The sequence below is a fragment of the Undibacterium sp. Jales W-56 genome, from assembly GCF_025548535.1.
Classification (GTDB): Bacteria; Pseudomonadota; Gammaproteobacteria; order Burkholderiales; family Burkholderiaceae_D; genus Undibacterium.
Genome location: NZ_JAJLQW010000006.1, coordinates 249,898 through 262,963, shown reverse-complemented (window position 1 = coordinate 262,963; position 13,066 = coordinate 249,898). Strand labels below are relative to the sequence as shown.

The following is a 13,066-nucleotide window of genomic DNA, read 5'->3' as shown; positions in this document are numbered from 1 at the left end:
TTTGCCACTCAAAGTCCATCACTGAATCAGAAATTTTGATGACAAAAGCAGAGCCTGAGTCTGCTGAGAGAGCATCAGGATTGGTGCATCCGGAAATTGTTTTTACCCGATTTTTTTACCGCATACATCGCTTCATCGGCCTCACGGATGATCTCATTTTTATCAAAACCGGCATGCGCTACATAGGTGGCTCCAATGCTGGCGCCAATTTGTACTTGTATGGCGTTGTTAAGCAACAAGGGGGCGCTGGTCTGATCGATAATTTTTTGCGCGATTTCTTTGGCTTTGTCGAGCTGCTGCAGATCTTGGAGGAGCAGAATGAATTCGTCACCGCCGAGACGGGCGATGAAATCGGATTTCCTGAGTACCCTGCTGACGATCTGCGTAAAGTGACACAGCACCTGATCGCCGATATCGTGGCCATACCGATCGTTAACCTCTTTAAATTTATCCAGGTCAATCAGCAATAAGAAAAATCCTGTCACATTACCGCGTTGCATTTCGTGTTTTAAGCGCGTGATTTCTTTGTCAAAACCGAGACGGTTAAAGGTACCTGTCAAATGATCGGTGACGGCGAGTTGATTGGCCTCTTCTTCGCCGCTCTTGCGGTCGGTGATATCGTTCAGCAGGCCTTGCAAGACGCCTTCTTCGACAGGGCTCATGACGACATGCAGCCATTTTCTTTGCGGCGGCTGGCCGACTTCGATAGAAAAATCCTCGGACAAGACTTGGTCCTGAGTGGTTGCCTTATCTATCATTAGGTGCAAGCGTAATTCCTGGCCTTCCAGCGCATTGGTTAAGGCGGTATTCACCCTGTCTGCCGAGGTATTTTCATCTATCGCCAGCAAGCGCAAAAAGGCATGGTTGTATGAGATGACTTCACCCGATGTCTTTAATAAAAAAATACCTGTCTCTGCATTATTGAAGATCGTCTGGAATTTTTTCTCGCCGATTTCATGTTTGATTCTTAACTGACGTTCCTCATCAAGAATGTGAACGAATTTTCCGACGATATGATTAACATCGCGCACCAGTTGACCAATTTCGTCTTTTTCATTCCCGGTGGGAAGTGCTAATTTAACTCCGGCTTCCGGAGTGAGGCCGTGTAGCTGGTCTGAAATGGTTTTGATAGGGCGGGTAATGGTGGTGAGGACGATATAGACGACCGCGCATGCCATGAGTAAGGCTTGCAACATCAGGAGATAACCGATAAAGCGCGCCTTGTCGTCGACTTGCTGGCGGATAAAAAGCAGATTCGGCTCCAGTTCAATCTGGCATACCTTCTCTTTTGCATTGAATGGAGAAAATACATCGCGCATAGTCGGTGCCGCTTTGTCAGGAATCACGATCGTGTTACCCGATTTAACTTCTTTAGCGCCGACGTGTTTGCTCATATGCGCCAATATGCCTGAGCCGGAAAAAATCCGGATGCTCTCGACATCTTCGTTCTTGAGCAGGCCGCGACTGACTTCGGAGGCGAGGTTCATGTCCGCCAGGTAGCAGGCAATACTTGTCGTACTCTCGACGGTGCTGAGCAGTTCTCCCATCCGGCTATTCGCCCGCTCTTGTTCTACGTGGGAAGTCCAGTAATAGGTGAAGACAGCAAAAAAACTGCCGACCAGCAAGGAAATACTCAGCACAATAAATGCGCTGCGATAGACAATGCTGGTGCGGAGTCGTTGAAGCATGTTTTTAGTTGAGGGTAGTTTTATCTTTACTGTGAAGAATCAAATACAACTTTAACGCGCTTGTCGATTTTTTTTCTATCGATATACGCAATTGCGCCTTTATTACTGCTGACAATCTCCAGAACCTCTTCAATGTTATCGACCTGGAGTGGCGGCGAACCTTGCCCTGAGAACATCAGACGCGCCCAATAAGAATTGATTTCCGGTAGTTCTTTGTTGACCATGACCGCGTAAAATTTACTCTTCTCAGACAGGGGATTAATGAGGTCAAGAGGTTGTGCACTGATACCGGATGCCAGTTTGCGATAGCGACCCATATAAACATTGATGACTTCATCTTTAGTCATTTTGTCGATGCCGCTGTTCAGGTTGGCGATGACAACAAAATCGGCGGCCATTGTATCCCAGCTTAGCAGGCAAACAAAGCTTAGCGAAATTAGCCGAACCAGAGCGGTGAGCGTGGTCATTGCGCTCGCCTAAAATATAAAATTGACTGAGATGCTCAGCAGATTTGCTTTGCCATTCCAGCCAGGTTGTTGTTTGCGTATTAAAAGCCCTTGCGTATTATCGATGTGATCGAGCTGCAGTTTTAAGTCTGCCTTGTCACTTAAGCTATAACGCATGCCAAATGACATTGTTGCCTGTTCGTTGAGTGTGCTGTGCGCCACGTTGTAGCTACCCGCAATCAGCGCATCAACAAAAGGATTTACGCCCGACGGCAGCCCCGTATTGCCGTCATTCGTTCTATGCAGGGGGCGTACCGCGGAATACGTCGCAAAAGGCGTCCATCTGCCGGTCCGGTAACCGACGGTAACGTAGCCCGCTGCAAAGCCAGGAAATCCTAATATGCCGGCTTTTGTCCTGCTGAGCATCAACTGGGCTTGCAGCGGTCCCTCGTCATAAGCAATTCCCGCCGATAGGTAGCCGATGGTTTTATCCTGAAAACCGACCGAGTCCGCTACCGTTTTTGCCATCGGACTCAGCGTGGCAATTACCGGCGAACGTAGGCCATCGATCAGTTCAGACAAACCTGGAAATTCATTTTTAAATCTTAATTGGCTGTAGCCGAGTCGATATGCCCAGGAAGTCGTCTGGTACTCCAAGTGGCCGCCGGCCACATCGGAGCCGTTTAGCGAGAAATAGCCGTCGGGTACTCCGGTCGAACTTTTTTCACGTGCTTTACCGGCATATGCCTTCATGCGTGCAATACCAGAGCCCAGCGGATATTTGATCACGACGTCCGCGCCGTCAATATACGACACGATAATGCTGCCGAAATAATCGACGGGAGGGCGTACCCACAGGTAGGAGTAGGCGACATTGCGTGAATCCGCCAGCAGATAGACGTCAAAGCCTAATCTGCCAGCGCGGAATTGTAGATTGTCATTCGGGCTGTAGCGAGCGAATGCCCAGGTGATTTGGGGATCAAAGCCAGTTTGCGCGCGGCGGCTGACGACTTGCAGCGTTGCATCAAGATTATCCCGCGACGCCCCGGTGACTTGCAGTCCGAGCAGGGAGTCGACACCCAAATCGAGCTTGCGGGTATGGCCGACACCCTCCGATTGCAGCAAATCCCGGACGAAGTCGGCGTGCTGATTCGAGTTATAGACGGCACCTACAGTACCGAAGCCGCTAATGGAATATGAGGGCTTGTCGCCATCGGCTGCGACAGCCTGCTGGACGCATAACAGCAAACAAAAAACCGGAAAACATCGTCGGGTGGTTAAGTCCAGCATGGGATCCAGATTTCTATCGAACAGGTTTTGATGCAAATGTGCCCGGCTTTATCTTACACATTTGAAAATAGGCTGACAACCTTGTCATTCCATGTGGCAAAATTGAGTAAAATTTTGTGGTATCGCGGAAAAACAGAAAGCTGGTTTTAGACCAGCTTTCTGTTTTGGGTCGTACTGATGTCATAGCGCAGTCGCATAGACATACGCGTAAAAATCTTATTTCTTTTTAGCGTCTGTTTTTTGTTTCGCAATCACCAGATCTTTAATGCTGTTATAGGCATCTTCAGGGATGATTTTTTTATTCAGTAAATCGTCTTTGCCTTTGTAAGGGCGGCCTTTGATAATCGCGTCTGAGCGCACATCGCCGATTTTAGGAAGTTCGGATAATTCTTTTTTTGTCGCGCTGTTCAAATCCAGCAGCTCAACTTTAGCGGAGGCTGAAGCAGAAACAGACGCCGGAGCTTTTTTTGGTTCGTCTTTCGCTTGTGCCGCACTGATTGCCAGCATAGTCATACTTGCGAACAGAATCGATTTCAACAGTTTATTCATCATGATTCCTTTATGTGTTGCCCGCCCGGAGACGGTGATGGACATTGAAGAGACAGGTAAATTAACGACACTAAAAATTACCCGGACTAGCCTACCATATTATTGTGTTTGTATCACTGCGTTGATGAAGATTGCTGTGCTTGGCACATCATTTGAATTCGTGGCGACAGTTTTAAACTTGTCCATGATATCCAGGCCAGTCACAATTTTGCCAAAGACCGCATAACCAGGATTGCTGGCGGTGTAGTCGAAGCCGGTGTTATCTGCGACGTTGAAATAAAACTGGGATGTCGCAGAATCGACTGCGCTGGTACGCGCCATGCCGATTGTGCCGCGCAGATTGCTGAGGCCGTTATTCGACTCCAGTTTGATCGCAGCGAAGGGCGGGGTCGGTTGTTGCAAATCGCTGGTATAGCCGCCGCCCTGAGCAATCGAGTAGGAAGTGCTATTGACCACGCGATGGAAGATCTTGTTCACGTAAAAGCCATTTTCTACATAATTTAAGAAATTATCGACAGAAATTGGCGCTTTGGCGGGATTGAGTTCAATCACGATATCGCCCAAAGTGGTTTTCATCGTGACTTGAGGTTGTGCCGCCAGTGGAATGGTCAATGAACCGGAATATAGTTTTGAGTTGTCGCCGGCGGTAATCGAGACGGCAATAGTACCTGTGGCGATCATTTTGCAAGCAAAGACGCGTTGTGTGGAGCTGCCGCCAGCGACTTCTGTGATTTTGAGGCAGCCAGGATTGGAGATGTTGATGCCAAGATCGAGGTTTTTACCGACGATGGTCATATTGGTGACCTTGCGATAGAGCAATTGATCCGTGGTGACTGCGGTGACGGATACGGTTGAGGCGGTGCTGGTAGAGCCGCTACCGCCGCCGCAGGCAGTCAGCAAAGTAAGACTCGCGCAGCTAACGGCGATCCAGTGTAGTAATTTCAATGTGTTCTCCTAAAAAAATAATGAGGTATACGTAATTGATTTTGCAAAAAAAACGGCACTGATAAATCAGCTGTGACTCACTCGGTCTGCCGATCAGGTTGTTGCTGTAATGTTTTGTTATCTGTTTGAGGGACAAATTATCCTTGCTGTACCCGCTACAGCAATCCCTCAAATAACAGGATATCGACTTTGCCGCCGGCGTCCACATTGCCTTGATCGTGATGCAGCACGACCATGCAATTAGCTTCCGACATCGAACGCAAAATACCGGAACCTTGCGAACCAGTAATCGCGACCTGAAGTTGCCCGCTCGGCGATACCGACGCGATGCCGCGCTGATATTCGGTTCTGCCGGGCCGCTTGCGCAAACTGGCTAGTGAGACCGCCGGGACCAAGGGAAGTTCAGGAATGTTTGCACCCATCATGTGCAGTAAGGCATTGCGAGCAAAAAAATAAAAAGTCACCATGACGGCGACGGGATTGCCAGGCAATCCAAAAAGATACGCGCTTTTTCCCGCTGATTGGATTTTGCCGAATGCCATAGGACGACCTGGCCGCATGCCAATAGTCCAGAATGCCACGTCACCTAACTGCGCCATCATCTGCTTGGTGTAGTCGGCCGCACCGACAGAAACGCCGCCCGAGGTAATGACGGCATCGGTATTTTCAGCGGCCGAACGAAACGCCGCTGCGAGCGAGACGGGATCATCTTTTATCACCCCCATATCAACGATATCGCAACCGAGACGAGTCAACATGCCGTGCAAGGTATAGCGATTGCTGTCGTACACGCACCCCTCGTCGAGCGTCTCGCCGAGCGAACGCAATTCGTCGCCGGTAGAAAAAAATGCGACACGCAGCCGTCTTTGCACCGGCACTTCTGCGACGCCCAGTGAGGCGAGTAACCCCAGATCGGCAGGTCGTAACATTTTCCCTTTAGTCAGAGCGGTTTTACCGATCGCCAGGTCTTCCCCCTTGAAGCGGCGGTTGTCGCCGGTCTTTACTTTTCCGGCGGGGATGGTTACTTGTTCTGTATCTGTATTCAGCGTGAATTCCTGCGGAATCACGGTGTCGCAGGAGACTGGCATGACGGCGCCGGTCATGATGCGGACGCATTCGCCGGGATGGACCTCTCCCTCGAAGGCTCGTCCGGCATAAGCCGTGCCTTTGATTTTTAAGGTGATAGCTTGATCCGGCGATAAGTCGCTGCCACGCAATGCGTAACCATCCATCGCCGAATTGTCATGCGCCGGTACATTGATGCCGGAGACGATATCTGTTGCCAGAACACGCCCTAAGGCCTGACGTATCGCCACTTTTTCAATGGATGAGATGGGCGTGATAAATTGCCGGATGATGTGCTGTGCTTGAGCCACCGGCACGGCGTTGGGATCATAGTCGGACAGGCAACTGACGACATCATGCAGGCTGGCTGGAGCGGTAGTGGAAGCCATGTTGGATTTTAAATTTCGAATTGTCGTAAATCTTGCAGGGTATTGATGTTGCGGAAGGCGGCGACGTCGTCAAATACGACTTCCACTACTTTTAATGAGGCATACCAGGCGTCGACTTTACGTCCGCCCAGATGCAGGAAATCGCTCAGGTGGGGCAGCAGTGAGGACTTCATCAGTGAAAATACCGGATGCGATTGTTTTGCCATGGTCTCCCCATTCGATTCTATCGTGACGGCAACGGCCAGATCGGCGTCTTCCGCCAATAAGGCGTTTGACAGGCGTTCGACCAGGTCGATTGGCAAAAATGGAGAGTCGCAGGGGACGCTGACTAGATACGGTGTTTCACAATGATTTAAACCGGTTTGCAAGCCTGCGAGCGGACCGGCAAAGCCGTCAATTTCATCCGGCCAGACCGGTGCGCCAAAGGCTTCATAGGCGGCCAGATGCTGGTTCGCATTAACGATGATTTCCCCAACTTGCGGTGACAATCGTAACAGCGCATGCATCGCCATCGGCGCGCCACGAAATACCTGCAGGCCTTTGTCTACGGTTCCCATGCGGGTACCGCGACCTCCTGCGAGCAGTAATCCGGTAATGAGTTGTTTGTCTATGCCAGTCATTTTTTCTTAAGTACCCGAGTTCGTAAAATGGGATGCCTGAAGCAACCCGGATGTCGATCAATTGTTATGTTATTGGTCGCAGTCTATTTGTTGTGCTGCGAAGCCTTCGATTCATTCATTAGCCGCCGATATACGACATCTCAATTTTCTTTCTGCTGCTCATCAGTTCTTCGGTTTGTTGACTGCGTAATTCTGAGTAACGATCCGATCGTTGCCGCCATAATTGCGCAAGCACATTCGCAATAGCCAGATCGGAATAGGCATTGTGTTCATCTCGCAACAAAGATCTTAAGTCGTGTCCATGAGTGGCGAACAGGCAAGTGTATAGTTTTCCTTCGGTAGATAAGCGGGCGCGGCTGCATTCATGACAAAAGGTCTGGGTCACGCTGGAGATCACGCCTATTTCTCCGCTGCCATCCGCATAACGCCAGCGTTCCGCTGTCTCGCCAGCGTAGTTCGCTTGTACCGGCAATAGCGACAATCCGGCTTGGTTCAATTTTTTTATAAGTTCTGCCGACGGAATCACTTCATTCAGTTGCCAGCCATTTGAGGCGCCGACATCCATATATTCAATGTATCTCAGGATGTGGGGCGTGCCTTTAAAATAGCGCGCCATCGGGATGATTTCGCCATCGTTCAAGCCAGCCTTGACCACCATGTTGACCTTGATCGGACCCAGCCCGGCGCGATGCGCAGCATCAATACCGTCCAGTACGTCCGACACGGGAAAATCGACATCATTCATTTGCTTGAATGTGGCATCGTTCATGGAGTCAAGCGACACCGTGACTCGCGACAGTCCGGCATCTTTCAGGCTTTGCGCTTTACGCGCCAGCAAGGAGCCATTGGTCGTCAGGGTCAGATCGATATTGTCGCCATTTGCAGTTCTGAGATTGCTCAGCATCTCGATCAGTTTTTCAATGTTTTTGCGTAATAGCGGTTCGCCTCCGGTCAGTCGAATTTTGCCCACGCCGTGGGCAATGAAAATTCGTGCTATCCGGGTAATTTCTTCAAAGCTGAGCAGGGAGGTTTGCGGCAGAAAACGGTAGTCTTTATCGAATACTTCTTTGGGCATGCAGTAGACGCAGCGGAAGTTGCAGCGATCCGTCACCGAGATGCGCAGATCGTGCAACGGTCGTTGCAAGCTATCCAACAGTTGCCCGTCAGGTTCCACTAAGCGGCTGGGAACCATCAACTGTTGCTCGCGTTGCCGATAATCCGTCAGGGGAATAAATTTTTCAGACATGAAATTCAGACAAAGTAAGTGTCGCAAAGTAGTGCATAGACTGAAAAGATACCACGAGACGCAATTAATGGTTTACACAAAAGGTGGTGCAAAAAAATAACCCGGCAACATTGCTGTCGCCGGGTCGCATTATGCTGCTGGTCGCTGCTGATGCACCAACCTGTTTGTGGATCAGCTTACTCGCTTATTTTTGCTTATTTCTTGGTTTCAATCAACACCAGTGGTTCGCTGGCAACGGGTGCCACAGGCTTGCGTTCACGTGGTACGCGCGGCGCTATTGCCGTAGTTGCAGCCGATGCTTGCGCTGCGCGCAGTTTTTCAGGGTCGGTACTGGCTAATACCAAACCTGCTTGTTGCAGCATGACATTCAAATTTTCTACCGGCATCACAACAGTTTCTACTGGTTTCGATGTAACTATCGGTGCTGCTGGTGCTGCCACTGGAGCGATAACTGCAGCGACTGGTTCAACTGCTGGTGTCGCAGTTACTGCAGTTATCTCGATTGCCGGTGCAGTTGCTGTAGCGCTTACTGGAGCAATAGCCGGAGCCACTACTTCGTTTACAACATTGATTGCAGCTGGTGCTGGAGTCAGATCAAGGTGTGCCTGAACTGGTGCAGTTGCCGGTGCTGGCGTCGCCTGCTCTGCGATAGCATTTTGCGCTGGAGCGCTAACTACCGGCTCAGCAAAAACAGCTGGCGTCACAGGTGCTTCAAGCGGAGTTGCAGGCAATGCGCTGACTGGCAATGGTGCTGCCTCGATTGTTGCAGTATGAGCCGGTGCAAAACTGTCAGCGACTGTTTCTGCTACTGCACTGACTGGCATGATTGGCGCTTCTTCGTGTGAAACGAAATCATTGCCGACCGCTGTTTCAGCGTTCTCCGTGTTGTCACCGGCTTCACGATCGCGACGATTGCGATTGCGACCGCCACGGCGGCGGCGGCGGCGAGCTTCACCTTGCTCTGCATTCTCGCCATCGACTGCATTTGGCGCGAAGGTTTTTACATTCTCGGTGGTCTCGCTTGTCAAGTCGACCGATGACGCGTTTGCCGCCAGATTGACCTGGTTCAGATTGGCATCAACGGATTTTGCCTCGCCCTGACTAGTGTCTTTGCGTTCTTCGCGCTGACGCTGTTGACGATCGCGGCGAGTCTCTGGTTTAGGCTCTTGCGGATCACGCTCTTCACGAGGTGGGCGCACTTGTTTCGGCGGGCGTGGAGCTGGTTCCTGATTCACCGGTTTTACAGATTCGTCCTTGTCGGCACGATTAGTAACCGGACGATCTTCACGTTCCTCGCGTGCACGGCCACTGCGGTTGCGATTGCGCTGATTGCGACCGCTCCGGTCACGCTCTGAGCGTTCACGGCTCTGCGGTTTTTCAGCAACTACCGGGACTTCAGTGATTGCCTCTGCCGGTTTTGAACGGAACAGATTGAACAATTTGCTGAAGAAACCTTCTGAGGCTGGCTTGGTCGGAGCAATCAAGACGGGCGCTGCCGCCGGTACTTCCTTGCGCTCCACGATAGGTGCGGTATCCGGCGTGATACTTTTCACCATGGCTTCCTGGCGCGGCTTGACATCTTCCTTCTGACGCTTGCTATAGCCAATGTCAGTGTCTGCCTGTTCCGCCATTGCGTAACTGGCGTGATGATCTTCCAGACGGGGATCGTCATGTTTCAGGCGCTCAAGCTTGTAATGCGGGGTTTCCAGATGCGTATTCGGAATCAGGATGACGGTTACACGATGACGTGTTTCTATCTTCAGGATTTCGCCGCGTTTTTCATTCAGCAGGAAGGCGGCAACATCGACCGGTACCTGCACGTGGATCGCGGCTGAGTTTTCTTTCATTGCTTCTTCCTGGATGATACGCAGGACTTGCAATGCAGAGGATTCGGTGTCGCGGATGTGACCGGTGCCGTTACAGCGCGGGCAGGTGACATGGCTGCCTTCGGACAAGGAAGGGCGCAGGCGCTGGCGGGATAATTCCATCAGGCCGAAGCGCGAGATCTTGCCCATCTGGACGCGGGCGCGGTCATAACGCAGGGCGTCCTTCAGACGAGTTTCGACTTCACGCTGGTTCTTGGCATTTTCCATGTCGATAAAATCGATCACGATCAAACCACCCAGATCGCGCAGGCGCAATTGACGCGCTACTTCTTCTGCCGCTTCGCAGTTGGTATTGAAAGCAGTGGTTTCGATATCGCCACCGCGCGTTGAACGCGCCGAGTTGACGTCGACAGAGACCAAGGCTTCGGTGTGATCGATCACGATCGCGCCGCCGGATGGCAATGGCACAGTCCGGCTATATGCCGTTTCGATCTGGTGTTCGATCTGGAAACGCGAGAACAATGGCACGTCGTCGCTATAACGTTTCACGCGGTGCACCATGTCCGGCATCACATGGCTCATGAATTGCTGAGCTTGTTCGTAGATTTCGTCGGTGTCGATCAGGATTTCGCCGATATCCGGTTGGAAATAATCGCGGATCGCACGGATCACCAGGGAAGATTCTTGATAGATCAGGAAAGCGCCGACAGAAGACTTGCCTGCACCTTCAATCGCACGCCAGAGTTGCATCAGGTAATTTAAATCCCATTGCAATTCATCGACGTTGCGGCCAATACCCGCGGTACGGGCAATCACGGACATGCCGCCTGGCAGATCCAGCTTATCCATGGTTTCGCGCAGTTCCTGACGATCTTCGCCTTCAACCCGGCGAGAGACGCCGCCGCCACGCGGATTGTTCGGCATCAGGACCAGGTAGCGTCCTGCCAGAGAAATGAACGAGGTCAGGGCTGCACCTTTATTGCCGCGCTCTTCTTTTTCGACCTGCACCATGATTTCCTGGCCTTCGCGCAGGGCATCTTTGATGGAGGCGCTGCGGACGTCGATACCTTCTTTAAAGTAACCGCGGGCGACTTCTTTAAAAGGTAAAAAGCCATGGCGTTCTTCGCCGTAATTGACGAAACAGGCTTCTAGGGAAGGTTCGATGCGGGTGATGACGCCTTTGTAGATATTGGACTTGCGTAATTCACGTCCGGCGGTTTCGATATCGATGTCGATGAGTTTTTGCCCATTGACAATGGCAACGCGCAATTCTTCTTGCTGCGTCGCATTAAACAGCATGCGTTTCATGGTTCTACTCCGTGACCTTTTGGTCATCTTGTGTTGTTACTTCAACTGGGTGAGGTAACAACTTGCGTACATTGGGATGTATGCGAGAACGGAGAGTTTGATGGGGCGGGAATGCCTCTGGCATAACAGAATAAAAATCATCGCGACATATTCAACAAATACATCTGCAAGTGGGTGGCAGAAATGATTGCCGCCCTCTGAGCATCGTCGCTGGCTTACCTCTGTTGCGCACCAGGCGCGGATGATTTTAACTGTGGATCGAGTGCACATGTCCCCCGCGTTGCCTGATTCGTGTTTTTGTGCAAAACACGAATACAACGCCAGGCGATGAGCAACTTGATGAGTGCCAAACCATCTTTGATTAATTGTATTTGGCGAAATCGATCACACTGGTCAAAACCATCAACCTGCAAGCACGTATGTAATAAATATACAGGCGTCTCTTGCCGGACTGATCCTTACTATTCAAACTTTCTGATCCAAATCATCAGGCCAGGTCCGATTGCCACAATTGGTTGCAACCCTGACCAGCATAATGATGTGCATACACATCTTTTCCATCGAATTTGCAAATTGGCGAGGCCGATGAACATGCCCCTGTGTAGAATACGCGTTTATTCATACACCTGCTTAAGCCTAAAGCCTGAGCGAAAACGATTATATATTCAAAATGAAGGACTTAGCGATAAATAATAGGAAGCCACCTGAAAAACAGGGGCAAAACAGCGCTTCCAGCCATCCTTCTCACGCTTCATCACAAGTGCAGCCCCAGGTTCAGCTCGTTACCATTGCAGAAGAGGATGCCGGCCAGCGCATTGATAACTACTTGATACGTATATGTAAAGGCGTGCCAAAAAGTCATGTTTACCGGATTTTACGCTCTGGTGAAGTGCGGGTAAACAAAGGCCGCATTGATCAACTGTATCGTCTGAAAGAGGGTGATGTAGTTCGTATACCGCCGATTCGCATCGCGGAAACCTCGGCCCAGGTCGTGCCCGGAGCTGAATTCGACATTTTATTTGAAGACAAATACCTGTTGGTTATCGATAAACCTGCTGGAGTCGCCGTCCATGGTGGGTCTGGGGTGAGCTACGGTGTCATTGAGCAGCTACGCGCTTCTAGGCCGGATGCAAAATTTCTGGAGCTTGTGCACCGCTTGGATAGAGAGACCTCCGGTGTTCTGTTGCTGGCGAAGAAACGAACTGCCTTAACCAATCTGCATGAACAGATGCGTGACGGCCTGACCGACAAGCGTTACCTCACCTTGGTTCATGGGGATTGGAAGAATGCCCGTCAACACGTGAAGTTGCCATTGCATAAATACACTACAGCCGATGGCGAGCGGCGCGTACGGGTGCAGGCCGATGGCATGGCATCCCATACGGTTTTCTCATTGAAGAAGACATTCCAGGAATTCGCCTTGCTTGAAGCGGAACTGAAAACCGGTCGTACGCACCAGATTCGGGTGCATTTGTCGTCCAGCGGATTTGCGATCGCGGGGGATGATAAATACGGGGATTTTGCGCTGAATCGTGCTTTGCTCAAGCCGACAGAGCGACGCGGTGTTCTGAAGAGAATGTTTTTGCATGCACATCAAATTACCTTTACTCATCCCGAAACTGGTCAGGAGATGACACTCAATGCGGAATTGCCTGCTGATTGTCTGGCATTCTTAAAAAGCCTGGCCTAGCAGG

10 protein-coding genes are annotated in these 13,066 nt (G+C 50.9%); 1 reads left to right on the top strand and 9 read right to left on the bottom strand.

What is annotated here, in order from left to right; translation table 11 throughout:
• Positions 1-74: 74 nt before the first annotated feature.
• From LPB67_RS16740 to LPB67_RS16700, 9 genes are all read right to left on the bottom strand, one after another.
• Complete coding sequence (locus LPB67_RS16740) at positions 75-1,688, bottom strand: sensor domain-containing diguanylate cyclase (protein WP_262838429.1); 1,614 nt, start codon at positions 1,686-1,688, stop codon at positions 75-77.
• 26 nt (positions 1,689-1,714) lie between these two features.
• Positions 1,715-2,155, bottom strand: a complete 441-nt coding sequence (locus LPB67_RS16735) for a substrate-binding domain-containing protein (protein WP_262838428.1) — start codon at positions 2,153-2,155, stop codon at positions 1,715-1,717.
• A gap of 9 nt (positions 2,156-2,164) precedes the next feature.
• Positions 2,165-3,424, bottom strand: a complete 1,260-nt coding sequence (locus LPB67_RS16730) for a hypothetical protein (RefSeq protein WP_262838427.1) — start codon at positions 3,422-3,424, stop codon at positions 2,165-2,167.
• Positions 3,425-3,640: 216 nt separating this feature from the next.
• Positions 3,641-3,973 (bottom strand): ComEA family DNA-binding protein, encoded by a 333-nt coding sequence (locus LPB67_RS16725; RefSeq protein WP_262838426.1) that lies wholly within the window; start codon positions 3,971-3,973, stop codon positions 3,641-3,643.
• A 99-nt stretch (positions 3,974-4,072) separates the two neighbouring features.
• Positions 4,073-4,918, bottom strand: coding sequence for a peptidylprolyl isomerase (locus LPB67_RS16720; protein ID WP_262838425.1), 846 nt, complete (start codon positions 4,916-4,918; stop codon positions 4,073-4,075).
• A 155-nt stretch (positions 4,919-5,073) separates the two neighbouring features.
• Positions 5,074-6,372, bottom strand: coding sequence for a gephyrin-like molybdotransferase Glp (gene glp / locus LPB67_RS16715; RefSeq protein ID WP_262838424.1), 1,299 nt, complete (start codon positions 6,370-6,372; stop codon positions 5,074-5,076).
• 8 nt (positions 6,373-6,380) lie between these two features.
• The gene (gene mobA, locus LPB67_RS16710) at positions 6,381-6,992 is read right to left on the bottom strand and encodes a molybdenum cofactor guanylyltransferase MobA (RefSeq protein ID WP_262838423.1); all 612 of its coding nucleotides are present in this window, start codon (positions 6,990-6,992) and stop codon (positions 6,381-6,383) included.
• Positions 6,993-7,110: 118 nt separating this feature from the next.
• Complete coding sequence (moaA, locus tag LPB67_RS16705; RefSeq protein WP_316685255.1) at positions 7,111-8,238, bottom strand: GTP 3',8-cyclase MoaA; 1,128 nt, start codon at positions 8,236-8,238, stop codon at positions 7,111-7,113.
• Between the two features lie 194 nt (positions 8,239-8,432).
• Positions 8,433-11,372: an Rne/Rng family ribonuclease gene (locus LPB67_RS16700; protein WP_262838422.1), complete on the bottom strand. Its 2,940-nt coding sequence runs from the start codon at positions 11,370-11,372 to the stop codon at positions 8,433-8,435.
• A 670-nt stretch (positions 11,373-12,042) separates the two neighbouring features.
• On the opposite strand from LPB67_RS16700, the gene LPB67_RS16695 reads away from it, so the two are divergent.
• The gene (locus LPB67_RS16695) at positions 12,043-13,062 is read left to right on the top strand and encodes an RluA family pseudouridine synthase (RefSeq protein WP_262838421.1); all 1,020 of its coding nucleotides are present in this window, start codon (positions 12,043-12,045) and stop codon (positions 13,060-13,062) included.
• Positions 13,063-13,066 lie beyond the last annotated feature (4 nt).